Origin of the sequence: Alistipes onderdonkii (genome assembly GCF_025145285.1) — a bacterium.
Taxonomy (GTDB): Bacteria; Bacteroidota; Bacteroidia; order Bacteroidales; family Rikenellaceae; genus Alistipes; species Alistipes onderdonkii.
Genome location: NZ_CP102251.1, coordinates 2,978,856 through 3,002,832, shown reverse-complemented (window position 1 = coordinate 3,002,832; position 23,977 = coordinate 2,978,856). Strand labels below are relative to the sequence as shown.

General features: G+C 59.9%; 17 protein-coding genes. 15 read left to right on the top strand and 2 right to left on the bottom strand.

What is annotated here, in order from left to right; translation table 11 throughout:
* The 7 genes from NQ559_RS12150 to NQ559_RS12120 all read left to right on the top strand — a co-directional run bounded on the left by NQ559_RS12150 (position 1) and on the right by NQ559_RS12120 (position 10,306).
* Positions 1-1,470 (top strand): RagB/SusD family nutrient uptake outer membrane protein, encoded by a 1,470-nt coding sequence (locus NQ559_RS12150; RefSeq protein WP_026318587.1) that lies wholly within the window; start codon positions 1-3, stop codon positions 1,468-1,470.
* Between the two features lie 13 nt (positions 1,471-1,483).
* Positions 1,484-2,767, top strand: coding sequence for a sialidase family protein (locus NQ559_RS12145; RefSeq protein WP_018696970.1), 1,284 nt, complete (start codon positions 1,484-1,486; stop codon positions 2,765-2,767).
* Positions 2,768-2,779: 12 nt separating this feature from the next.
* Positions 2,780-5,020: a fimbrial protein gene (locus NQ559_RS12140; protein ID WP_018696971.1), complete on the top strand. Its 2,241-nt coding sequence runs from the start codon at positions 2,780-2,782 to the stop codon at positions 5,018-5,020.
* Between the two features lie 73 nt (positions 5,021-5,093).
* A complete protein-coding gene (locus NQ559_RS12135) occupies positions 5,094-6,650 on the top strand; it encodes a calcineurin-like phosphoesterase C-terminal domain-containing protein (RefSeq protein ID WP_018696972.1) in 1,557 nt (518 codons plus the stop codon).
* A 71-nt stretch (positions 6,651-6,721) separates the two neighbouring features.
* Positions 6,722-7,438, top strand: a complete 717-nt coding sequence (locus NQ559_RS12130) for a FadR/GntR family transcriptional regulator (protein WP_018696973.1) — start codon at positions 6,722-6,724, stop codon at positions 7,436-7,438.
* Between the two features lie 22 nt (positions 7,439-7,460).
* Positions 7,461-8,639, top strand: coding sequence for a sialidase family protein (locus tag NQ559_RS12125; protein ID WP_244062009.1), 1,179 nt, complete (start codon positions 7,461-7,463; stop codon positions 8,637-8,639).
* Positions 8,636-10,306 (top strand): arylsulfatase, encoded by a 1,671-nt coding sequence (locus tag NQ559_RS12120; protein ID WP_018696975.1) that lies wholly within the window; start codon positions 8,636-8,638, stop codon positions 10,304-10,306. The genes NQ559_RS12125 and NQ559_RS12120 overlap by 4 nt, the downstream gene beginning before the upstream one ends.
* A gap of 7 nt (positions 10,307-10,313) precedes the next feature.
* Here NQ559_RS12120 and NQ559_RS12115 read toward each other — a convergent pair whose 3' ends face one another.
* Positions 10,314-11,006: a tetratricopeptide repeat protein gene (locus tag NQ559_RS12115; protein ID WP_244062008.1), complete on the bottom strand. Its 693-nt coding sequence runs from the start codon at positions 11,004-11,006 to the stop codon at positions 10,314-10,316.
* Positions 10,987-11,370, bottom strand: a complete 384-nt coding sequence (locus NQ559_RS12110) for a carbon starvation CstA 5TM domain-containing protein (RefSeq protein WP_018696879.1) — start codon at positions 11,368-11,370, stop codon at positions 10,987-10,989. The genes NQ559_RS12115 and NQ559_RS12110 overlap by 20 nt, the downstream gene beginning before the upstream one ends.
* A gap of 184 nt (positions 11,371-11,554) precedes the next feature.
* Between NQ559_RS12110 and NQ559_RS12105 the strand changes: the two genes are divergently transcribed.
* The 8 genes from NQ559_RS12105 to tamL all read left to right on the top strand — a co-directional run bounded on the left by NQ559_RS12105 (position 11,555) and on the right by tamL (position 23,951).
* Positions 11,555-11,791: a hypothetical protein gene (locus NQ559_RS12105; RefSeq protein ID WP_154654060.1), complete on the top strand. Its 237-nt coding sequence runs from the start codon at positions 11,555-11,557 to the stop codon at positions 11,789-11,791.
* 204 nt (positions 11,792-11,995) lie between these two features.
* Positions 11,996-12,406 carry a hypothetical protein gene (locus tag NQ559_RS12100; RefSeq protein ID WP_018696877.1) on the top strand — a complete coding sequence of 137 codons (411 nt, stop codon included), beginning with the start codon at positions 11,996-11,998 and terminating at the stop codon, positions 12,404-12,406.
* The gene (locus NQ559_RS12095; RefSeq protein WP_018696876.1) at positions 12,403-13,719 is read left to right on the top strand and encodes a DUF3440 domain-containing protein; all 1,317 of its coding nucleotides are present in this window, start codon (positions 12,403-12,405) and stop codon (positions 13,717-13,719) included. The genes NQ559_RS12100 and NQ559_RS12095 overlap by 4 nt, the downstream gene beginning before the upstream one ends.
* Complete coding sequence (locus NQ559_RS12090) at positions 13,664-14,236, top strand: IbrB-like domain-containing protein (protein WP_026318567.1); 573 nt, start codon at positions 13,664-13,666, stop codon at positions 14,234-14,236. Before NQ559_RS12095 ends, NQ559_RS12090 begins: the two co-directional genes overlap by 56 nt.
* Before the next feature lie 395 nt (positions 14,237-14,631).
* Positions 14,632-15,303 (top strand): MarC family protein, encoded by a 672-nt coding sequence (locus NQ559_RS12085; RefSeq protein WP_018696874.1) that lies wholly within the window; start codon positions 14,632-14,634, stop codon positions 15,301-15,303.
* A 108-nt stretch (positions 15,304-15,411) separates the two neighbouring features.
* A complete protein-coding gene (locus NQ559_RS12080) occupies positions 15,412-16,671 on the top strand; it encodes an Nramp family divalent metal transporter (protein WP_026318566.1) in 1,260 nt (419 codons plus the stop codon).
* A 268-nt stretch (positions 16,672-16,939) separates the two neighbouring features.
* Entirely contained in the window at positions 16,940-21,658 is a 4,719-nt protein-coding gene (locus tag NQ559_RS12075) for a translocation/assembly module TamB domain-containing protein (RefSeq protein ID WP_018696872.1), read from the top strand.
* Positions 21,639-23,951, top strand: coding sequence for a translocation and assembly module lipoprotein TamL (gene tamL / locus NQ559_RS12070; RefSeq protein WP_026318565.1), 2,313 nt, complete (start codon positions 21,639-21,641; stop codon positions 23,949-23,951). The genes NQ559_RS12075 and tamL overlap by 20 nt, the downstream gene beginning before the upstream one ends.
* Positions 23,952-23,977: the final 26 nt, after the last annotated feature.

Here is a 23,977-nt window from a genome sequence, read left to right as displayed (position 1 = left end):
ATGAAAAACAGACTCATAAAACTCGTGCTGCTCGTAGCGGCCTCAGCGGGTTCCGCTTCGTGCCTGGGCGACATGGACATCATCCAGAAAAGCAAAATCACGACTTCTAACATGTGGATCGACGAAGGCGATGCCAAGGGCGCCCTCTACGGCATGTACCATCAGTTCCGCGCAACGTTCCAGACAGCCATGATCTACTGGGGCGATTACCGTGCAGGAACCTTCACCAACGGAGCCGGCGGCTCGGGGTCGGCGGACAAGATGTTCAACAACGCACTCGACAGCAGCGAAACCAAAGGCACCAACTGGGGTTCGAGCTACACGACCATCAACAATGCCAACCTCATCCTGCGCCATGTGCCGGAAATCCCGTTCTCGGACGAAAACCTGAAGAACCTCATTCTGGCCAATGCCCATTTCGTGCGCGCCTACACCTATTACAACATCGCCCGCGTATGGGGCGACGCACCGCTGCTCCTGGAGGGTTTCGAGTCGAGCGACAGCGATCTGCAGCCTGCGCGCAGCAACGCGGCACTGATCTACGGGCAGGTAGCCCGCGACATCGAGGATGCGCTCCGCCTGATGCCGGCATCGGCTGCCGACTGTACCATCGCCACGCGCAGTGCCGTCCAAATGCTCAAAGCCGACTACAACCTCTGGCTCTATCAGACCCGCGAAGGCGGCGACGAGGCCCTCACGGCCGCCGACGAAGCCCTCACCGAGGTGTTCAAGGATTCGCGGCTCGATTTGGTCGGCTCCTATGCCGACATCTTCGACATCACGAAAAAGAACAATGCAGAAATTATCCTCACGCTCCACTTCGGACAGGGAGAGTACGAAGGCGGCTACGCCAGCACCTATCTCATTCCGCAAACCCGTTTCCATTCGGCCAGCGAACATATCGAAACGCATGTCAAGCTGATGACCTCCGACGACCAGCGCTTCATTTTCTCGCCGAGCCTCGTTGAACTTCTCTACAAGGACGAACGCGACACCCGCACTCCGGTCAGTTACGGAGACTGGACCGACGAAGAGGAAGGTTACCGCTATACATGGGTCAACAAGTTCGCCGGCAAATGGGCCGACAACAAGCGCTACTTCATCTCCGACTTGCCGCTCTACCGCTACGCCGAAGCATTGCTCTTCAAGGCGGAGATAGAGAACGAACGGGGCAACACCCCGGCGGCGCTCACGTACCTCAACCGTGTCGCCAAGAGGGCTTATGGGATCGACAATTATTACGCCTCCTCGGATTACCACAGTTTCAAGGAGTCGCTGATGACCGAATACCTGAAGGAATTTGCCGGCGAAGGCAAGAGCTGGTGGAACTACATCCGCCTGGGCTATGCCTTTACGAAGATCGAATCGCTCCGCGGCCGCCAGAACGAGACCAACATCCTGCTGTGGCCCATCACTACTGCCTGCATGAACGAAAACCCGAATATCCGTCAAACGGTAGGTTACAACTAAAAAACACGCTACGATGAAAACCAAAATACTGAAACTTCTGCTTCCCGTGCTGGCGATGGCGGCCGCCGCATGCGGCGACTCCTTCGAGTTCGGCTCGCCGACCCACGATCTCGATGAAGGGATCGACCTTACAGCCGGGACGACACAGGTACTGTGGAAAAACAAGGGGGCCGTCTATCCCACCAAACGCATACACAACTTCCGCATCCCGGGACTGGTGCGTACCCCGCACAAACTGATCGCCTTCTGCGAGGCGCGCGAAGAGACCGGCTCCACAAACAAAGACGGAGGCGACATCGACCTGGTCTACCGGGTTTCGACCGACGACGGACAGACTTGGGGCCCCTCGCAGGTTCTGTTCGACGACGAGGACAACACCTGCGGAAATGCCTGTGCGGTCTATACCGAAAGCGGGCGTCTGGTGATACTCTGCTGCTGGCAGCGCACCGGAACTACCGAAGCTAAATTCAAAAGCAACTATTTCTCATTCGAAGAGTCACAAAGATACGCTTGTCATGTGGTCTGCTTTTATTCCGACGACGAAGGCGAAACCTGGGCGGGCCCGTTCAAGTGGTTCACCGAAAACCGCAATTCGGATCCCGGCCGCTACCTGTGGACAAGTTTCTTTAAAACAGGCCCCGGACACGCCATTCAGCTGAAGACCGGCCAGCACAAAGGACGCATTCTCGTCGGCTGCGACCATAAGTACCAGATTTTCGACGGAGTGGCCGTGAATGCCAATTCGGAGGATGAGAATTATTATGGTTCGCACGTCGCCTACTCCGACGACAACGGCGAGACCTGGCACATGCTCGAACTCAACGAAGAACTGCATTACGGCAACGAATGCGTGCCGGTCGAGTTGTCCGACGGCCGTATCTATCTCGACATGCGCGGCACGGGAGCTTATAAGAACCAGCGGGGCTGGAGCGTCAGCGGGGACGGCGGCATCACCTGGAGCAGATACGCCTCCAATCCGCTGCGTACGGATCCGGGCTGCCAGGGCTCGATCGTAAACTACAATACCAGCGGAGTACCCTCGTCCGTCATCTTGGCCAGCAGCAACAACAGCACGGCTCGTGAGCATCTCTCGATCCGCGCCAGCCTGGACGACTGCGCCACATGGAAAACGGATGTTTACCAGATCACCGACGGCAAATCCGGTTATTCGGATATGGTCGTATTCGACGACGGCAGCGTCGGCGTACTCTATGAAAACGGGACATCGGTCTACCGCGAACAGATCTCGTTCCGCAAGATCCCTGCCGCTACGATTGCAAAATATATCAACGAATAAACCCTCCGAGTCATGAAAAAACGAACCATAAGCTTCCTTTGCGGGCTCCTCGTCGCAGCATGCTCACCCGAACTGTACGACGAGAACAGCGTGTTGGAAAACAACCGGCAACAGGCCGAAATGAGCGTCGAGGTGCAGGTCAGCGGTACGATGGTCTCAACCCGCACGGTCGCCTCGGACGACGAAAGGGCCGTCACGAGCTACGACATCTATATTTTCGACGTTACGGCCAATGCCCTGCAATACTACAAGCAGGGAATCGTCCCCATGGAACCCGAAAAAATCGCCGGGACACACAACTACCGCATCGGCAACGAGCAGATCGTACTTCCGACCTCCGGACAGAAGCATGTCTTCGTGCTGGGCAATGCCGGCAGCAGCGTCACGCTTCCGCCACTCGTCACGCTCGACGAAGCGACCGAAAGTACTCCGGCCACGGCGCTCGACGACTTCCGCAACGGTGTCGTCGTGACCCCCCAGGGTGCCAAGACCCCGGCAGCCCCCTTCGTCATGGCCGGCACGACCTTCATCGCCAGCGCCGGCAATGCCCATGTGCCGGTATGCCTGGCCCGTACCGTCACCAAGATATCGCTTCGCAACATGCACCCCGGGCAGATCGTCCTCTCGGATGTCTCCGTCTCGGGAGCCTCGGCGAGCGTCTATCCTTTTGTCAAGACCATTTCGGTCGACCTGCCGACCGTCGACTATCCCGCAGCAGCCGACCTCATCCCCGGCGAGGAGGCCGGAGCTTTCTACCTGCTGCCGGCAACAGCCAACCAAACGGCCGTCACGGTGAAAGGCACCCTCTCGGGAACCGATTTTACATGCAAAACCACGCTTGCCAGCACCCTTTACGCCGACTACGACTACAAACTGACGCTCCGTAACCGGGACGGGGAGGTGACGGCCGTGCTGTCGCCCGATTTCAGCGGTGCGGCCGAAGTGGATGCCATCCAGATCACGGGCGAATGGCTTTCGGACAAGAATACCGTGACGCTGCCCTTTACGCCCGAGCCGAACTACGGGTTCACGATAGGCTACATTCTCAACGTCGACGGCTCGGCCGAGGTCGAAAAAGGATCGGAGGATTGGTACGACGCCGTCATCGTCAAGGAGGGGACAATCCGTATCCGCACGCTCAAAGAGAATCTCGGAGAAGACCGGACAGCCTCTTTCGCCGTCAATGCCGGGGGTGCTACCTGCAACGTCAAGGTCATCCAGCAGGGTCTCGCAGGCGTCAAGACGATCAAATTCGGCAACCTGGAGTGGATGGATCGTTCGATCGGCGCCACGCTCAGGGCCTCGCAGGCCTTTGCCAACGACGTACGCAGCTTCGGGTACCTCTACCAGTGGGGCCGCACGGTACCGTTCCCCGCAACAGGCGACGTAGAGACCGTATCGGAGCAGATGACCCCCTCGGAGGCTCTTGCCAGCCCGGCATTCATCGCCTATACGGGCGAAACGCAGGATTGGAACTCGCAGGGCGTCGAAGGCTCCTTCGACCAATATTGGGAATCCGTCACGAAGAATCCCTGCCCTGAGGGCTGGCGACTGCCGACCTATGAAGAGATGGCCGACGTCATGCTCTATCGCAACAACGCCCTGGTTTTCGCAAACGGCCAGCAAAAAGCAGCCGAAGTGCTTCCGAACGGAGTGACGCATTCCTATGTAGGTTTCGGATCGGGAGCCATCGCCACAGATACGGAAACCATGTTCCACTCCGGCATCAAACACAAGGGTACGGCCGACGCCTGGTATGTCCGCTACCTGTGGATCAACAAAGGCGGTACGCAAACCACAACGCCGCCCTCCTACTCCAAGACCCATGAGAAGGACACGCAGAACCACATGACCGGCGGCGAGAACATCCTGCGCATCGACCGGCTCAAAGCCGACGCTTCGGCCGACTTCCCCAAAGCAGCAGATGCCCGGAATTTCTGGCCAGAGCATGAAACCGACCCGGCAGTAGAGACGCTGGTCTTCCCCTGCGGCGGACGCCGCGACGCTACCGGCACCGTCGTGGAGTCGAACAACGCCGCGTTCTACTGGTCGCGCTCGATGTTCACGGGCGGGGACAACCAATATTCGAAGACGGCCACGACCTATGCTTCGGGACTGCTCTATTTCCGTCCGGCAGGTCGTTACATGTTCCTGTATGCCCCGGCTATCGGTACGGCCCAAGTCCATGCCGACACCGAAGATCTCGGCTATCGTAACCAGGCTATGCAGATCCGTTGCGTGAAAGACAAATAAAACGACCCGGATCAGTCGGGGGAGGGTGCCCCAGGTACCTTTCCCCGGCTCTTTCCGTTCACAGAAAATAAAAATGAAAAAACTGCTCTTATTCACCGCACTCTGCGCCGCTTGGTGTGCGCAGGCGCAGAAGCCCAACATCGTGGGCCGGGTTACCTGTAAAGGGAAACCCGTCGCCGGGGTCGTTGTTTCAGACGGCGAACAGGTCGTACGGACAAACTCCGACGGACATTACGAAATGCACTCCTCGAAACCCTGCGGATATGTATTCATGTCCATCCCCGGGGGTTACGAAACAGCCACCGACGGTCTGATTCCGCGTTTTTTCGGTTACACGACCCACTGCGACCTCGATGTGGTCGATTTCCAACTCGAAAAACGCCCTAACGACAACTTCACGCTCTTCATTTCGACGGACACACACCTCCGGGGCGACCCCGAGGAGCTCGACCTGCCGCAGTTCCGCAAATGGTACCTGCCCGACATCTCACGAGAGATCGAGCATACCAAAGGCCCGGTCTACTCGCTCCACCTGGGTGACATGACCACCGACATCATGTGGCACAAAAACGACTTCGCGCTGCGTAAATACCTCGATGTGATGAAAACCTACCCCTCGCCGATCTTCCACATCCCGGGCAACCATGACAACGAGCGGTTCGTCGACCCGGCAGTCCCCGATGCGCAATGGGACAGCATCGCACAGCGCCCTTACCGGCAGATCATCGGCCCGAACTACTACTCGTTCAACCTCGGGAAGGTGCATTTCGTCATGCTCGACAATATCATCGTGCGCAAAGGGGCGCTCAAAAACGGCAGGCGCCCGTCCCGCAACGACTACCAACTCGACGAGCGCCAGCTCCGCTGGCTGGGCCGCGACCTGGAAACCGTCGACAGCAGCACTCCGCTCGTCGTCTGCATGCACGTACCTGTCGCCGACTGGACAGGCATGGGTAGTGACGGCACCCCTGAATTCGCGGCCAAAGAGGGCCAACGGGTCATGTACGACCAGATCATGCCGCTACTGGCACGGTTCGACGACGTGCGCTTCCTGACAGGCCACAACCACCGGTTCATCAACATCCCGCTGACCGACCGCATTTTCCAGCACACGCTCGTTTCGGCATCGGCCGTGTCGTGGAAGATCAACGGCCCCGAAAGCCGGCTGGTGAGCGAAGACGGTTCCCCCGGCGGTTATCTGATCCTGCGTTACCGCGGCAACAGGGCCAGCTGGCAATTCAAGCCCAACGGCTACCGGGCCGACTGCAACCAGTTCCGCGTCTACGACCTGAACCGGGTACCCGAGGAGTTCGGAGGACAGCCGGGCAGCAACCGTTGTCTGATCAACGTCTACAACTGGGACAGCCAATGGACGGTGCAGGTGCGCGAAAAAGGCCGCGACCTGAAAGTCGAGCAGGTTTGGGCAAAAGACCCGCTTTACATCCTGATCCGCCGGGATGCGCTGCCCACACGTCCCACGGCTTTCCGCGCCGTCGCCAATCCGCACATGTTCTCGGTCGAAGCCTCGGCCCCGGACACGCCGCTCGAAGTGGTCATCACGGATCGTTTCGGCCGCAAATACCATCAAACGGTCGAACGCCCAAAAAAATTCGATTGGCAGACGGAATGACACACCTGATTTGTCCGAATAATTTGACATAACAAAAAAATAATTCGTATCTTTACAAAAAATTACCACAGATGGAGGTTCTGAAACTGGACAACCGCAATACCACGCTCGTCGACAGTGTCGAAGAGAGTCTGATCCGCTTCTTCAAGGAGAAGGGCCTGCGCCCCGGCAGCAGCATTCCCAACGAGATAGAACTGGCCGCATCGCTGGGTGTCGGGCGTCCGGTTCTGCGCGAAGCACTGAGCCGTTTCAAGATGACCGGCATGATCGTCTCCCGCACCAAGAAAGGCATGATCCTGGGAGAACCTTCGCTGCTCGGCGGCATGAAGCGCTGCATAAATCCGCTGTTGATGAACGAGGCGACGCTACGCGACATACTCGAATTCCGCATAGCGCTCGAAATCGGTATCAGCAACAACATTTTCAGCAACCTCACCCCGCAGGACATCGAAGAGCTGGAACAGATCGTCGAGATGAGCCAGGTGATCGGCAACAACAAATACGCCCCCATCAGCGAGCACCGCTTCCATACGAAACTCTATGAAATCACGGGCAACCGCATCATCTCAGAATTTCAGGATATCATCTACCCGGTACTGGATTTCGTAAAGGAGAAATACCGCGACTTCTTCGAACCCATCGAGCAGGAACTTATCCAGAACTGCGAGCTGGTCACCCACCGCCATCTGCTGGAATACATCAAACGCGGCGATCTCGAAGGTTACAAACATGCCATCGTCGAGCATTTCAAACTCTACACGATCTACCTCGAACGCCACAAGCAGTAACCCGCCACACATACCAATTACCATGAAACAGACTTTGCGAAGCCTTGCCGGGGGAATTATGCTCCTCGGCATAATGCTGACCGCAGAAGCGGCAGCGGCATCTACCGCCGCAGGCAAGCCCGTCCGTGACTCCGCCGCCCCCGCCGTCGGCGAAGCGGTCACAGTCTATACCGAGGGGGAGGCCGGCTATGCAGGATTCCGCATCCCGGTTATCATCCGCACGGGCGACGGTACATTGATAGCCTTCGCTGAGGCGCGTCGGCACGACAAACGCGACAGCGGCGACATCGACCTGGTGATGCGCCGATCAGAAGATGACGGACACACATGGGGCCCGATCACGACGGTCTGGGATGACGGCAGCAACACCTGCGGCAACCCGGCACCCGCGATCCTCAGCGACGGGCGGATCGTCATGCTCGCAACCTGGAACCGCGGCTGCGACCGCGAACGGCAGATCGAAAACCACACAAGCGTCGATACCCGGCGCGTTTTCGTGCTCCGCTCCGAAGACCACGGACGAACCTGGAGCCATCCCGAAGAGATCACCTCCGAGGTCAAGGCCCCGGAGTGGACATGGTACGCTACCGGCCCGTGCCACGCCATCGTCAAGCGCCGCACACCCCACAAAGGGCGTATCGTCGTGCCGGCCAACCACAAACGGCTGGGAAACGACGGACGGGTCGAATCCTACTCGCAACTGCTCTTCTCTGATGACGAAGGTCTCACATGGCAGTTGGGAGCCGTTTCACAGCGAGGCGGGAACGAAAGCACGGTCGCCGAACTCGCAGACGGCTCGCTGCTGCTGAACATGCGTCACTACGAACGCGGAGACAGCCTTCGGCTTTACGCCGTAAGCCGCGACGGCGGGACGAGTTGGTGCTGCCAGGGAGAGCATCCCGAATTGGTCGAACCGCGATGCCAGGGGAGTTTGCTGAACCTTACACGCGGCGAACGCCCCACCCGACACCTACTCTTCTGCAACCCACACGACCCGCGCCGCCGCCATAACCTCTCGCTGTGCGAGAGCCGCGACAACGGCCGTACATGGATCCATCTGACAACCGTCTGCCCCGGCCCTGCGGCCTATTCCGACCTGGTACGGCTCGACCGCAACCGCATAGGCGTGCTCTATGAAAACGGCGACGAAGACGACCTCTACCGCCGCATCTCATTCACTATCGTCACGCTCCGGCCATGAATCCCCGAATCCTTTTTCTCCCGGTCGTGTTGACCGCTGCCGGCACGGCATCGGCCCGGCACATTCAGACGCCGCCCAACATTGTCGTCATCCTGGCCGATGACCTCGGTTTTTCCGATCCGGGATGCTTCGGGGGCGAGATCGAAACGCCCGTACTGGATCGGCTGGCGGCCGAAGGCCTGCGGCTCACACAACTCTACAATTCGGGTCGCAGTTGCCCCTCGCGAGCCTGCCTTCTGACAGGACTCTATCCCCATCGGGTCGGTATCGGCGAAATGGTGCGCGAACATCGGGAAGCATGGCCCGAAGCTTACCGGGGCTATCGCCAGGACAACAACCTCACCATCGCCGAAGCGCTCCGCGCAGCAGGTTATCATACCGCCATGGCGGGCAAATGGCACATGGGAAAGGCGTATACCCCCGTCGATTGCGGCTTCGACGACTTTTACGGATTCCTCAACGGCGCCATGACCTACTGGAATCCAGAACGTTATGTCCGACTACCCAAAACGGCACCCCAGCGGGATTATGCCCGGGATGAATTTTACGCCACGGATGCCATTACCGACTACGCCATAGATTTCGCGGCACAAGCCCGCGAACGGAACAAACCGCTCTTCCTGCATGTGGCGTACAACGCCCCGCATTTCCCGCTACAAGCTCCCCGCGAACGCATCGATCATTACATGGCGGTCTATCTGAAAGGCTGGGATGCAATCCGAGAAGAACGCGAGGTACGTTTGCGCCAGCTGGGATTGTTGTCCGACGAAGAGCGAGCCGCAGGCCGGGGCGAAGTGCCGGCAAGCCAGTTTATCGACCGCACCCGCCCGATTCCGGCGTGGGACACGCTTTCGGAAGAACAGCAACACGACTTAGCACGCCGTATGGCTATTTATGCAGCCATGGTCGACATCATGGATCGCAATATCGGCCGCCTTATCGAAGCACTGCGCGACAACGGGCAATTGGAAAACACACTTATACTCTTTCTCTCGGACAACGGAGCCTGCGCTGAATGGCATGAGTTCGGATTCGACGGCCGCAGCGGCACGAACTACCACATCCACACCGCCGATGAACTTGCCGGCATGGGACAGCCCGGTACCTATCACCACTACGGCACCGGCTGGGCCAATGTCTGCTGCACCCCGTTTCGCCTCTACAAGCATTTCGCACATGAAGGCGGAATATCATCTCCGAGCATTCTATGGTGGGGCGACCGGGTGAAGCACCCGGGCGGCATCGACCATCAGCCCTGCCATCTCATCGACATCATGGCGACCTGCCTCGATGCCGCAGTAATAGCATATCCCGAGCAGTACGAACAACGCCGGCTGGCACCTACGGAAGGGATCTCGCTCCTGCCCCTTGCTCAGAGGCGGTCGCTTCCCGACCGTCCGATCTTCGCCGAACACGAGGGTAACCGCATGGTACGCCTCGGACGATGGAAACTCGTGGCTTCCTACTACAACGGACAGCAGTGGGAACTCTACGACATCGCGCACGACCGTACCGAACAGCACAACCTATCGGCCCGGCATCCCCGCAGGGTCAATCGGATGGCGCAGCTCTATTTCCGATGGGCCGACGCAAACGGCGTACTACCTTATCCGCAGTTGATGAACGAATACGGCGGACTGGAAATGAAGATTTACAACAAGCGATAAAAAGGTACTACTGCGCAGCCTGCAGCGCAGCGATAAACCTGGGCCACAATACCCACAGGTTCTCGGTCTGCAACCAAAGTTCGCGCGCCTGTGCCTGCACGGAGGGACGTTCGCCCTCGATATCCCGCAGGTAAGCATCGTCGGCAGGGTGCTCGGCGGCCGTAAATTCCCGGAAGAAAGGCGCAAACCGCGTCTTGAAATGCAGCAACTCCCCTTCGGGAAGCGTCCCTTCACGACGGAATGCCGACCAGAGCAGCAATATCCCGCGGCTGGCACATTTGTCCGAAACGTCGTTTATCACTTCGTCGAACAGTTCCTGCTCGTCCATCGCCAGGTAATCGAACGCCAAGAGTTCGCTCCCCTCGAGGTGGTCTTCGGGATCCAGCTCCAGGAGCATCTCCAGCAGCGCCGCAGACATCTCGAAATCGTTGATCAGAAAGTGGTCGATGGCCGAGGCACGGATCAGTTCGAGCGCAGACTGCGAATTGCGGTGGCTCCATTCGAGGTTGATCTCTTCGTCTTCGGGCAGCAACCCCGCAAGTCGCTGGAATGCCTGGTAACGTTCATTGCAGGCATCTTCGACATTCCCCGCGGCCTCCAGCTCACGGGTGTGTGCCAAAACCCTGGTGAAATTATACGGCCCGTCGCCGACGATTTCGAAAGTCTGGTCGGGCGTGGGGTTAAGATATGCTTTTTGCATCGCGGCGCATTTTAAAAATCATGGTTATCAGTATAGCGAGTGTCAGCGCGCCGCCCAGCAGGTAGGCCGCTGCCCGGTCGCGCATGCCGCACATAAGCGGCGATATAAAGACATAGGACATGCAGACATAGGTCATGACCAGCGCCGGCAGGAGCCCCACCCAGCGGTTGCGGCCCCGTTTGTTCAGGTAGGCCGTAATCATCCACAGCGTGACCATCGCCAGTGTCTGGTTCATCCATGCGAAATAGCTCCACATGGCCTCGAACGGCAGGCAGAAAATAATGACCAGCCCCGCACGCGCCAGCCTGCTGACGCCCCACCCGGGTAGGTGTCGGCGAAACGGTACGCCAACGCCGGGAAGCATGGTACGCCTCGGGCGGTGGAAACTCACGGCTTCCTGCCACAACGGACAGCCATGCCCAGGGTACAGCCAACGGGAAAAGGAGAAAACCACGGACGAAGCCCAGCATGCCGGACTTCGGTGCCTTCAGCGACGCCCTTCCCCATCGCGGTACGACCTTTGCAGCACTCTTCCCAAAAAAGAACCGATGAAAAACACCGTCCAACACCATCCGTCCCGCAGACAAGAGGCCGCTCAGGCTGCCGTAAGGCAACCGCAAGGCATGCAGGGAATCCCCGTCACCCAGATCACCCCCGACGACATACTCGCCGAAGGCGGCCCCATCACCCCCGCCACCGAAGACGGGTCGCCCACGCAGCGGCAGATAGAGCAGGACGTGGTGACCGTCAACCCCTCGGCAGACAGCATGGAAAGCCGGGGTTGAATTTCCCGCCGGGGCTTCCCCGGTTGTTTTTACAGGTTTCCGGCGGTGCTTTCCGGACGGGAACCGGATCGAAACATCTATCCCCGAGGCCGAAAAATTTGAGAAAACGGGCGTAATTTTTTATATTTGTGATGACAACCCACGTACCCAACACATTCAGTCGCAAATATACAATATTCAGTCCGCAAGTGCGGCATCGGGAATATGACAATCGAAAAACTGGACGGAACCTCCCCGCGCCTTTACACACTCGTCGCACCTCTGGTCATGCGGCGCAGCGTATTGCGCCAGAACAACAACTATCCGTTCTGGACTTCGCGTTCGCATACGTGGTTCGTCGCCTGGGAAGGTGAAAATGTCTACGGATTCGTGCCGGTGGAGATTACCGACAACGGGATCGCAAGGATCAACAACTACTATGTCTCGGGCGACGACCCGCAGCTGCTCGCGCGGTTCCTGCGGGAGGTCGTCCGGTATTATGGCCGCGACTATACGATACGTTCCGTCACGCTGATCCGCCATGCGGAGATATTCCGCACCGAGGGGTTCGCCGCAATCCGGGAGTGGAAGCAATACGTCGCGATGCAGTACGACAATAAACGTCCGCAGCCATGAACGTCTACGAGCGGACACAGCAACGGCTGAAAACCGTATTCGATCTCTTCGACAACGTCTACGTCTCCTTCTCGGGCGGCAAGGACAGCGGCGTGCTGCTCAACCTGTGCATCGACTACATACGGCGGCACCATCTGAAACGCCGCATCGGGGTATTCCACATGGACTACGAGATACAGTACCGCGACACGGTCGACTATGTCAACCGGACGCTGGCCGCGAACGCCGACATACTCGACGTCTACCGGGTCTGCGTGCCGTTCAAGGTGCTGACCTGCACCTCGATGTTCCAGCAGTACTGGAGGCCGTGGGAAGAGTCCAAGCGGGAACTGTGGGTGCGAGAGATGCCTGCGGACTGCCTCACGCACCGCGACTTCCCGTTCTTCAGGGACGACATGTGGGACTACGAATTCCAGAATTGCTTTGCCGAGTGGCTCCACGCCCGCAACCGGGCGGCACGCACGTGCTGCCTGATCGGCATCCGCACGCAGGAGAGTTTCAACCGCTGGCGCACCATATACAGCGACCGCAACCACCACCGATTTTCGGGCAAGCGGTGGATACGCCAATGGGTCGGCGGCGGAATCTGCAACGCCTACCCGCTCTACGACTGGCTCACGACCGACATCTGGACGGCGAACGGCCGGTTCGGCTGGCCCTACAACCGTATTTACGACCTCTTCTACATGGCCGGCGTACCGCTGGAGAGCCAACGCGTAGCCAGCCCTTTCATCTCGCAGGCGATTTCGAGCCTGCATCTCTACAAGGCCATCGACCCGGACACGTGGGGCCGCATGATCGGCCGGGTCAACGGCGCCAACTTCGCGGCGCTGTACGGCCGGACGGCCGCCGCCGGCTGGCAATCGGTCAAGCTGCCGAAAGGGATGACCTGGGAAGGTTACATGCACTTCCTGCTCTCGACGCTCCCGGAGCGGACACGGAGCAACTACCTCGAAAAGCTCTCCGTAAGCATCCGTTTCTGGCGCGAGAAGGGCGGGTGCCTCCCCGACGAAACCATCGCAAAGCTGCAAAGGGCGGGAATCCGGATTGAAATCGGCGGCAAGAGCGCCTACCGGACGGACAAACGTCCGGTGCGCATGGAATACCTCGACGACATAGACCTGCCCGAATTCAGCCGGCTGCCGACGTTCAAGCGGATCTGCATTTGCATCCTGAAGAACGACCATGCCTGCAAATACATGGGATTCTCGCCGAACAAAAGCGAGACGCAGCGCCGAAATAAAATCATGGAAAAATATGAATCGTTACTGCAACCCTCCGACAAAAGCAACGTACCGGAGCCCTGTCTATGACGTCAGGGCCGTGCCGGTGGAGAAAGTCGTGGCGAACAGCTACAACCCCAACGTCGTAGCCCCGCCCGAAATGAAACTGCTGGAGCTGTCGATCTGGGAGGACGGCTACACGATGCCGTGCGTTTGTTATTACGATGCCGAAAAGGATCTCTACGAACTGGTGGACGGCTACCACCGCTACCTGGTGCTCAAGCGGTCGAAACGCATCTACGAGCGGGAACGGGGCCTGCTGCCCGTGGCGGTGATCGAAAAAGACCTCTCGAACCGCATGGCCTCGACCATCCGCCACAACCGGGCGCGCGGCACACACAACGTAGAACTGATGAGCGAAATCGTCGCCGAGTTGACGCGGGCACAGATGTCCGACCAGTGGATCATGCGCCACATCGGCATGGACCGCGACGAACTGCTGCGCCTGAAACAGATCACGGGGCTCGCTGAGCTCTTCGCAGACAAGGAGTTCAGCCCCGGCGACACCGAGGAAGAGGCTGTGGAGCCCGCAAGAATCATGCGCTGAGCACCGCGTCACGACGTATTCGGGACGGTGGAGGGGAACCGGCACGGGATACGGCACGGAATATCCGCACCAGGGCGTGCGGCGCCGCACGCCCCCGCACACAGCCGGATTCGAAGCCCTGCGAAGGAGCATCGCCGCTCCCCGGGCATGGAGCGAATGCCAGCGGGCAAGGCCGCAGGAAAAGGAGCCCGAAAAAAGTTCCGTAACCGGAGCCGGCGGCCTCACGTCGTCCCGGCGACAGCGACAGGGCGCTGCCGCCGGCAGCAGGGGGAACCGGCAGCAGGGGAAAGGCCGCCCGCGAATTTGCGCCCCGGAACATATTATGCGGACATACCGGAGGTTTGGAATAGTTATTGATGACTTTCGCACCACAATACAAAGTTCCGAACCCCAAGATGTTAAAGGAAGGATTTCTTTTCACGTTCATATCCGCCTTCATGGCGTTGTTTCCGGTGGCGAACCCCGTCGGTGCGGGCTTCCTGGTCAACGGGCTTCTGTCGGGGCTGGACGATGAAGACCGCAAGTCGATCATCCGGAGGATCATCACCGACTATCTGCTCGTCGGGCTGGGCAGCCTGGCCGTCGGGCATTTCGTGCTGACGCTCTTCGGGCTCTCGCTGCCGGTAATCCAGCTGGGCGGCGGGCTGCTGATCTGCCGCACCGCCCTGCAATGGCTCAGCGACTCGGACTCCTCGGTGGGGCACGCGCAGGGCAAGGATGTCAATCCGCTCCACAAAATAGCCCTCGAATCGCAGGTCTTCTACCCGATCACCTTCCCGATCAGCATCGGCCCGGGCAGCGTCTCGGTCATCCTGACGCTGATGGCCTCGGTGAGCATGAAGGACGGCTGGGCCAAAGGGCTGCTCTCCTATGCGATCATCGCGCTGGTAGTCGTACTGATGTGCCTGATCCTCTACCTGTTCCTGTCGCAGGGCGAGCGCATCATACGGAAAATCGGCACCAGCGGCAGCATCGTCATCAACAAGATGGTCGCCTTCTTCACCTTCTGCGTCGGCGTGCAGATCGTCGTGACGGGCATCGCCAAATTATTCCACCTGCACATATAACCGAAAACCGAGCCGGCAATTGACGCGCCCGCACGAAGTTGTCCGGCAGGCAACCCGTAAAAACGATTTATTTTTCTTATTTTGCGGGCCGAAATAAACTATGTAACTATGTCATTCTGGTCTCGACTCTTCGGCCCGGATCACAAGCCCCGGATGGGCGGGTTGGAGATTTTCAAATACATCGGCCCGGGACTGCTCGTCACCGTGGGGTTCATCGACCCCGGCAACTGGGCTTCAAACCTGGCCGCAGGCGCACAATACGGATACACGCTGCTATGGATGGTGACGCTCTCGACCGTGATGCTGATCGTATTGCAGCACAACGTCGCACACCTGGGCATCGCCACGGGCCTCTGCCTGTCGGAAGCGGCATCTGCATACCTCAAACCTGCATGGTCGCGCCCGTTGCTGGGTTCGGCCGTGCTGGCGTCGATCTCCACCTCGCTGGCCGAAATCCTGGGCGGGGCGATCGCATTGCAGATGCTATTCGGCGTACCGGTGCGCATCGGCGCGCTGCTGGTGCTCGTGTTCGTGGTCGTCATGCTCTTCACCAACAGCTACCGGCTGATCGAAAAATGGATCATTGCCTTCGTCTCGATCATCGGGCTGTCGTTCATCTACGAACTGTCGCTGGTAACGATCGACTGGCCGCAAGCCGCCCGGGCATGGGTGACGCCCTCGTTCCCCGAAGGTTCGATGGTCATCATCATGAGCGTATTGGGCGCAGTGGTAATGCCCCACAACCTGTTCCTACATTCGGAGGTGATCCAGAGCCGCCAGTGGAACCTGAGCGACGACGCGGTCATCCGCAGGCAACTGCGCTACGAGTACGCAGACACGATCTTCTCGATGCTGGTGGGCTGGGCGATCAACAGCGCGATGATCCTGCTGGCCGCAGCGACCTTCTTCGTGACAAAAACACCCGTGGAGGAGTTGCAGCAGGCCGATTCGCTCCTGCAACCGCTCCTGGGGCGAAGCGCGACGCATATCTTTGCCGTCGCCCTGCTCTTCGCGGGGATCTCCTCGACGATCACCTCGGGAATGGCCGCGGGCTCGATCTTCGCCGGGATATTCAAAGAGCCCTACGACATCAGGGACAACCACTCCCGGACGGGCGTGATGGTTTCGCTGGTCGCCGCATTCCTGATCATCCTGCTGATCGGCGACCCGTTCAAAGGGCTTATCTACTCCCAGATGATACTCAGCATCCAGCTGCCCTTCACGGTCTTCCTGCAGGTACACCTGACCTCTTCGGAGCGTGTGATGGGCAAATACCGGAACTCGCGGTTCACCAAATACCTGCTCTACGGGATCGGGGCCGTAGTGACCGTCCTGAATGTGATGCTGCTCGTCAGCTTCTTCCGGTAGGCGCGGCACGGCGTCCGGCGAGGATATGCGATATATGCCCTCCGGCAACGGCTGTGGCAGCCGCGAAGGTGCCGCCCGGGCAGCAGGGTGAAATCAAAAAAGACGATTGAGACCTCGAATAAGCCCGTTTATCGGGGGAATTGCCGTTGTGCAATCATCGGATTTTTAGTAACTTGCCCCGATTTTACGGGCTGCCCGTAAAACCAAGGATGCCATCATATGCCAACGTCTTGCATTACAAGATATTACGACATACGACACTATTTTAATGCTGAAAAAGATCATCAAATATACGCTCCGTGCGCTGCTCGTTGTCCTCGTCGTCCTGATACTGGTTCCCGCCCTGCTCTACATACCGGCCGTACAGGATTTCGTTCGGAAGCGCGCGGTCGGCTATGCCTCGCGGGCGCTCGGGATGGATTTGTCCGTCGAACGTCTCCGGCTCTCCTTTCCGCTCCGGTTATCGGTGGACAACACGCTGCTGGTCGACAAGGCCGATACGCTCCTCAGCTGCGGCAGGCTCTCGCTGGATGTCGCCCTGTGGCCCCTGGTTCGGAAAGAGGTCGTCATCCGGAGCTTCGGGCTGGAGCGGGTCGCCGCCCGCTACAAGGATTCGCTGGCGGGCATGGACATGCGCCTTTCGGCGGGCCTGTTGTCCCTGGATGCGGCCAAGGCCGACCTCTCGGCAAATACGGCAGGCATCGCCAGCCTCGTCCTGTCGGATGCCGATGTCCGGCTGGACATAACGCAAGCGGCTCCGAAAGAGGAAGCGGACAGCACGGCCGCACTGCCGTGGACGATCGGCATCGGGAAACTCTCGGTGGACAACCTGGCTTTCGGGATGCGGACGGCACCTGCCGTATCGGAACTCTCCGTCCGCCTGGCCGAAGGCACGGTGGATGAATGCCGGGTGCGGCTCGACAGCCAGCAGGTATCCGTGAAAAGCGTACTGCTGAACCGGGGCGGCTACTCCTACCTGACAGGGCCGGCAGTGCCCGGAAAAGAGAAACAGGAGGCAGCTCCCGCCCCCGGCGGCAGCACGCCGTCGCTCCCCTGGACGGTTCGGGTCGGCAGCGTCGTGCTGACCGGCAACCGGGCGGAATACGGGCTGCTGAACCATCGTCCCGCAGCGGGATTCGACCCGTCGTTCATCGTCCTCTCGACGCTCGACCTGGCGGTCGATTCGATCTACAACCGGGGTGCGGACATAGCCCTGCAAATCCGCCGCATGGCGTTCACCGAGCGCAGCGGGCTCACGGTGAGCGACATGACCGGGGACATCGGCATGGACGCCTCGGGCATATCCCTTGCCGGCGTCACCCTGAAAACGCCCTTTTCCCGGATCGAGGCCAACATCTCCGCCGGGGAGGGGATTCTGGCACTGGCTCCGGATTCGCCACTCAAGGCAGCGCTCACGGCCGACGTGAACACCAAAGACCTAAAATACCTCTATCCGGCGCTGATACCGCCCGTGCTCGACGGACGTATCGTCAGCCTGGCGCTCACCGCAGCGGGGACGCTGGGCGACATCGGAAAAGCCGGGCTGGACATCTCCTCGCCCGGACACGTCGCATTCACGGCGGACGGGGCGGCGAGAAATGTGCTCGATCCCGGCCGCATGGAGGCTTCCGCACGGTTCGAAGGCGATTTCAGGGATATGGCGTTCCTCGAAGCGCTGTTGCCCGACTCCGCCCTGCGGCGGCGCATAGCGATTCCCGACCGCATCCGGCTCCACGGAACGGCCGGCGCAGACAAAGGGGCGTTCTCGGCCGCTTCGACGCTCTCGGCCGACGGCGGGGAGATAGCCCTGCAAGGCCGGCTGGATACCCGCAGCGAGGCCTATGGCATCGAATTACGGTGCGACAGCTTCCCGTTGAACAGGTTTTTGCCGGCCGATTCGCTGGGCCTTTTAGACCTGGCGTTGCAGGCCGGGGGCAGCGGATTCGATCCGCTCCGGGCGCAGACCCGGGGGAACATCCGCCTGCAGGTTGACCGGGCGGAGTTCCGCGGCAGGGATTTCGGAGGCGTGGAGCTGAACGCAAACCTCGAAGGAGGACAACTTTCCGGCCGCCTGTCCGACCGTGACGAGGCGCTGCGGCTGTTGCTGCTGGTCTCGGGCACGCTGACCGAACGGAAACAGGAAGTCAGGCTCACGGGCAACGTCTTCGATTTCGACCTGGCAGAGCTGGGAATCTCCCCGCAGAAAATCGGCGGGTCGTTCGCGCTGGAGGCCGGGGCGTCCGCCTCGGACGCCGGCAGCTACACGGCCCGGATATCCCTGGACAGCATCGAGGTCAGAACCCGGCACCGCACAGACCGCATCCGTCCGACGAGCCTGTCATTGAGCTCCGACACGACGGCGACGCGGGCCAAACTGGCATCCGGCGACCTGTCGCTGGCATTCGTCTCCCCCGGGCCCGTGGACTCGCTGGTTCCGGCCCTGACGCGGAGCGCCGACATACTCGCACGGCAGATACGGGCACAAAGCGTCGACATGGAGGCCCTGAAACCCGCATTGCCCGATTTCAGCCTGAGTGTCACGGCCGGACGCGAAAATATCCTGAATAATTTTCTGAAAACAAAAAAGGTGTCGTTCGGCGCGCTGGACATCGAAGGCGTGAATTGCGACTCCCTGCCGGTATCCCTCCGGATAAAGGCGGAGAGGCTGGCCTGGGGAGGCGTCGTCCTCGACACGCTGACGGCAGGCATCGCGCAGGACGGCCGCCGGCTGGATTATTTCCTCCGCACGGCGAACGTCCCGGGGAACCTGAACAACATAGCCCTCGCAGGGCTGTACGGCCATGTGGCCGGAAATAGGGGCCAGGTAAACCTCTGCCAGAAAAACCGGGCGGGACGCGAGGGGTTCCGCTTCGGGCTGGATGTCGAATGGAACGACAGTCTGGTCAGGGCGGGCGTAACGCCGCCCGACCCGGTATTCGGGTACGAACCCTGGACGGTAAACCCCGGCAATTACCTCGTTTACAGGTATGGCAAAAGCATCGACGCCGACCTCGACATGAGGCACGGCGACCAGCGGTTCGCAATCCGGACGGTTCCCGGAGAGGGGGCGTCCGACGACATCCGGCTGGATATCGCCGGCCTGAACATCGGTTCCGCACTGGGGCTGCTGCCCTCCGCCCCGCCCGTCGACGGGATATTGGGTACGGACATGACGCTGGGCATGACGCCCGACAGCCTGACCCTGCGCGGCGACCTGTCCATCGCGGAGCTGTCGTACGACAAACGGCGGTTCGGCAACGTCGACTTCGGACTCTATTACAAGCAGGATCAGGGACATATGGCCGATGCGCGGCTGACGCTCGACGGCGCCGAGGTACTGACCGTCCGGGGAGATTACCGCGCAGAGCGCGAAAGCCCGCTCGACCTCACGGCGACGATCCCCGGATTCCCGTTGCAGCAGGCCAACGTATTCCTGCCCGACGACCTGATCCGCCTCCGGGGCCGGTTGCAGGCGAAAATCCACGCAGGAGGCGCCGCTGACCGGCCGAGGCTGGACGGGGGCGTACACTTCGCACAGACCGAAATCTGCGTGCCGATGATCGGCACGTCGTTCCGGTTGTCGTCCGACACGATCCGCATTGACGACAGCCGCGTCATATTCGACGATTACACGCTCCTCGCCCCGAACAGCAAGCCGCTGACGATCGGCGGCGAGGTCGACCTGGCCGATTTCAGCCGCATGACGGCCGATCTCGCGCTCCGGGCGTCGGATTTCCAGGCGGTCGACGTAGCCCGGAAAGAGGGGACGTCGGTCTACGGAAAGGCCTACCTCGACCTGGACGCGACGGCCAAAGGCCCCCTGGACGAACTCGTCGTCCGCGGGAACGTAGCCCTGCTGGGCGGCACGGACATCAATTACGTCATGCAGGACTCCCCGATGGACGTGAAGGAGCGTCCGCAAAACATCGTGACGTTCGTCTCGTTCCGGGAACTGGACTCCCAGGGACAGGAAGAGACATCGCAGGCAATACGCATCGGAGGTATGGACGTACTGGTGAATGTCAACATCAACAACGACGTACAGGCGGCCGTAGACCTTTCGGCGGACGGCAACAACCGGATCGACCTGAAGGGAGGCGGCAACCTGACCTATACCATGAATCCGCTGGGCGACGTCCGCCTGTCAGGAAAATATGTGCTTTCGGGCGGAAGCGTACGCTACAATCCGCCCATCATCTCCCAAAAAATCTTCAAGATCACGCCGGACAGCTATGTCGAATGGATAGGGAACATCGCCGACCCGGCTTTCAACATCACGGCCGTGGAGACCGTACGTGCCAATGTCTCCTCGGACGGGCAGGACAACCGTGCGGTGAATTTCGATATCTCCATCAACATCCGCAATTCGCTCGACGACCTGGAGGTCAGCTTCGGGCTTTCGGCCCCCGAAGACCTCACCATGCAGAACCAGTTGAATTCGCTCACGGCCGAGCAACGGGCCAACCAGGCTATGAACCTGCTGATATACAACACCTACACGGGCCCCGGAACCACGGCGAAGGTCAGCTCCGAGAACCCGCTCAACTCGTTTATCCAGAAGGAGCTGAACCAGTGGGCGCAGAACAACCTGAAGGGCGTAGACCTGAGCTTCGGCATCAACTCCTACGGCGAGGACGACCCCAACGGCCAGCGCACCGACTACTCCTACCGGTTGTCCAAAAACCTGTTCAGCAACCGCGTGCGCGCCGTCATCGGAGGCAAGTTCAGCACGGATGCCGACCCGTCGCAGAACCTCAAGGAGAACCTGATCGACGACATTTCGCTGGAATACATGCTGACCAAGCGCGACAACATGTATCTGAAAGTATTCCGCCATACCGGGTACGAAAGCATCCTCGAAGGCGAAATCACCGAAACGGGCGTGGGCTTCGTGATCCGGAAAAAACTGCTGAGGCTGGGCGACCTGTTCAAGTCGACGAAACCCAAAGCGAAAAAACAGAAACGAGATGAGGCCGGCACACATTAGAAATACCTGCATCCTGGTTTGCGCCGTGTTGTCGGTAGCGGCCTGCTCCACCACCCGCCGGCTGGGGTCGGACGAGGTGTTGTATACGGGCGTGAAGAAAATCCGGATCGAACCCGACTCGGGCGTCGTGCTCTCCGCCGCAGCCGAATCGGCCGTGAAGGAACCGCTGTCGGTCGCCCCGAACAACCCGCTTTACAGCCCCTATATCCGCACCCCGCTGCCGATCGGGCTGTGGGCCTACAACTATCTCTACACACCCAGGGAAAAGGGATTCAAATACTGGTTATTCAAACGGCTGGCCAAACAGCCCGTGCTGATCTCGAAGGTGCAGCCCCGGCTCCGGACGAAGGTCGCGGAACAGGTGCTCGAAAATTACGGTTATTTCGGCTCGCACGCCGCAGACTCCCTGCTCTACCGCAAACACGGGCGGAAGGCAAAGGTGTACTATACGCTCGGCATAGCGCCGCCCTGGCACTATTCGAAGATCGCCTACCCGGAGGTGGACAGCGGCATGGAACATCTCATGGACAGTCTCCGGGCCACGTCCCTGCTCCGCGTGGGGGCGCAGTACAACATGGACAGCCTCACGCTCGAACGCAAACGGATCTCCCAGCTGCTGCGCAACAGGGGATATTACTATTTCCGTCCCGAATACCTGGAATACCTGGCCGATACGACTTCCGGTCTGCGGCAGGTCGACCTGCGCCTGAACCTCAAGCCCAACCTGCCGGAGGTGGCGCTCAAGCCCTACCGGGTGGGCGGCATCACGGTGCGGCTGACGAACATCAAACCCGGCCCGACGGACACGCTCCGCCTGCGCAATGCGACGGTCATCGCCCAGCGGCCGATGAAAATCCGCCCCAGGATCCTGTCCAGGGCCCTCACGCTCCGAAGCGGGCAGCTCTTCACGGTAGATGCCCAGAACCGCACGCAGACCGACCTCAACAAGCTGGGCATTTTCCGTTCCGTCAACCTGAGCGTCACGCCGCTCGACTCGCTGCGGGGCTCCGACACGCTGGACGTCGCCATCGACGCGCAGTTCGACTATCCGCTGGAAGCCGCCCTGGAAACGGACGTAACCTCGAAGTCGAACAGCTTCATCGGCCCCGGCATCACCTTCAAGGTCAGCAACAACAACCTGTTCCGGGGCGGCGAAGTCCTCGCCCTGAAACTGAACGGCTCGTACGAATGGCAGACGGGCAACAAAAACTCCGGCGGCCGTTCCTCACGGCTCAACTCCTATGAACTGGGACTGAATGCGAACCTCAGCATTCCGCGGCTGTTGCTGCCGTCGTTCATCACGCGCAGGCTGAAATACCCCGGGAGCACGACGTTCCAGCTCGGGGTCGACCTGATGAACCGCCCCAGCTTCTTCCGGCTGATCGCGTTCAGCGGCTCGGCGGGATACAATTTCCAGACCTCGCCTTACAGCCGCCATTCGCTGACCGTATTCAAACTCACCTACAACAAGCTGCTGCACACGACCGAAGCCTTCGACAAGACGATGGACGAGAACCCGGCCATCGCCATGAGTTTCCGCAACCAGTTCGTACCGTCGATCAACTATACCTATACGTTCGACAAGACCTACGGCAGCACCGGCAACCGCCGCTTCTACTGGCAGAACAGCGTCACCTCGGCCGGCAACATCCTCTCGGGCGTGCTGAGCCTGTTCGGCGAAAAACAGCCCCAGCACCTGTTCGGGAACCGCTTTTCGCAGTTCGTCAAGGAGGTGAGCGAAGTGAAGTTCTACCACCGCATCGGGCGCCGGAACAACTGGCTGGCGACGCGGCTGCTCGTCGGCGTGGGATATGCCTACGGGAATTCCGAGGTGATGCCCTACAGCGAGCAGTTCTACATCGGAGGCGCCAACAGCATCCGCGCCTTCACGATCCGGTCGCTCGGGCCGGGCAGCTACCGTCCCCCGGCCAACGACCGCAACGGCTATCTCGACCAGACGGGCGATTTCAAGCTGGAGGCCAACATCGAATACCGCTTCGGCATCATGGGACGCCTGAACGGCGCCGTTTTCCTCGACGCCGGGAATATCTGGCTGCTGAAAAAAGACCCCAAACGCCCCGGTGCGGAACTGAAATGGAAAGGGCTGCTCAATGAAATCGCGCTGGGCACCGGATTCGGGTTGCGTTACGACATCAGCTACCTGGTCATCCGTGCCGACCTCGGAATCGGCATCCACACCCCCTACCCCAATCCCGACAAGACGGGGTATTACAACATCTCCAGCTTCAAGGACGGGCTCGGGTTCCACCTGGCGATCGGCTATCCGTTCTGAGGGGAGGGGATACGGATACGGCGAGG

Excerpts from the sequence above, each read along its gene's own strand:
- NQ559_RS12150 (WP_026318587.1), top strand. The coding sequence starts at position 1 with ATGAAAAACAGACTCATAAAACTCGTGCTGCTCGTAGCGGCCTCAGCG.
- NQ559_RS12145 (WP_018696970.1), top strand. The coding sequence starts at position 1,484 with ATGAAAACCAAAATACTGAAACTTCTGCTTCCCGTGCTGGCGATGGCG.
- NQ559_RS12140 (WP_018696971.1), top strand. The coding sequence starts at position 2,780 with ATGAAAAAACGAACCATAAGCTTCCTTTGCGGGCTCCTCGTCGCAGCA.
- NQ559_RS12135 (WP_018696972.1), top strand. The coding sequence starts at position 5,094 with ATGAAAAAACTGCTCTTATTCACCGCACTCTGCGCCGCTTGGTGTGCG.
- NQ559_RS12130 (WP_018696973.1), top strand. The coding sequence starts at position 6,722 with ATGGAGGTTCTGAAACTGGACAACCGCAATACCACGCTCGTCGACAGT.
- NQ559_RS12125 (WP_244062009.1), top strand. The coding sequence starts at position 7,461 with ATGAAACAGACTTTGCGAAGCCTTGCCGGGGGAATTATGCTCCTCGGC.
- NQ559_RS12120 (WP_018696975.1), top strand. The coding sequence starts at position 8,636 with ATGAATCCCCGAATCCTTTTTCTCCCGGTCGTGTTGACCGCTGCCGGC.
- NQ559_RS12115 (WP_244062008.1), bottom strand. The coding sequence starts at position 11,006 with ATGCAAAAAGCATATCTTAACCCCACGCCCGACCAGACTTTCGAAATC.
- NQ559_RS12110 (WP_018696879.1), bottom strand. The coding sequence starts at position 11,370 with ATGCTTCCCGGCGTTGGCGTACCGTTTCGCCGACACCTACCCGGGTGG.
- NQ559_RS12105 (WP_154654060.1), top strand. The coding sequence starts at position 11,555 with ATGAAAAACACCGTCCAACACCATCCGTCCCGCAGACAAGAGGCCGCT.
- NQ559_RS12100 (WP_018696877.1), top strand. The coding sequence starts at position 11,996 with ATGACAATCGAAAAACTGGACGGAACCTCCCCGCGCCTTTACACACTC.
- NQ559_RS12095 (WP_018696876.1), top strand. The coding sequence starts at position 12,403 with ATGAACGTCTACGAGCGGACACAGCAACGGCTGAAAACCGTATTCGAT.
- NQ559_RS12090 (WP_026318567.1), top strand. The coding sequence starts at position 13,664 with ATGAATCGTTACTGCAACCCTCCGACAAAAGCAACGTACCGGAGCCCT.
- NQ559_RS12085 (WP_018696874.1), top strand. The coding sequence starts at position 14,632 with ATGTTAAAGGAAGGATTTCTTTTCACGTTCATATCCGCCTTCATGGCG.
- NQ559_RS12080 (WP_026318566.1), top strand. The coding sequence starts at position 15,412 with ATGTCATTCTGGTCTCGACTCTTCGGCCCGGATCACAAGCCCCGGATG.
- NQ559_RS12075 (WP_018696872.1), top strand. The coding sequence starts at position 16,940 with ATGCTGAAAAAGATCATCAAATATACGCTCCGTGCGCTGCTCGTTGTC.
- tamL (WP_026318565.1), top strand. The coding sequence starts at position 21,639 with ATGAGGCCGGCACACATTAGAAATACCTGCATCCTGGTTTGCGCCGTG.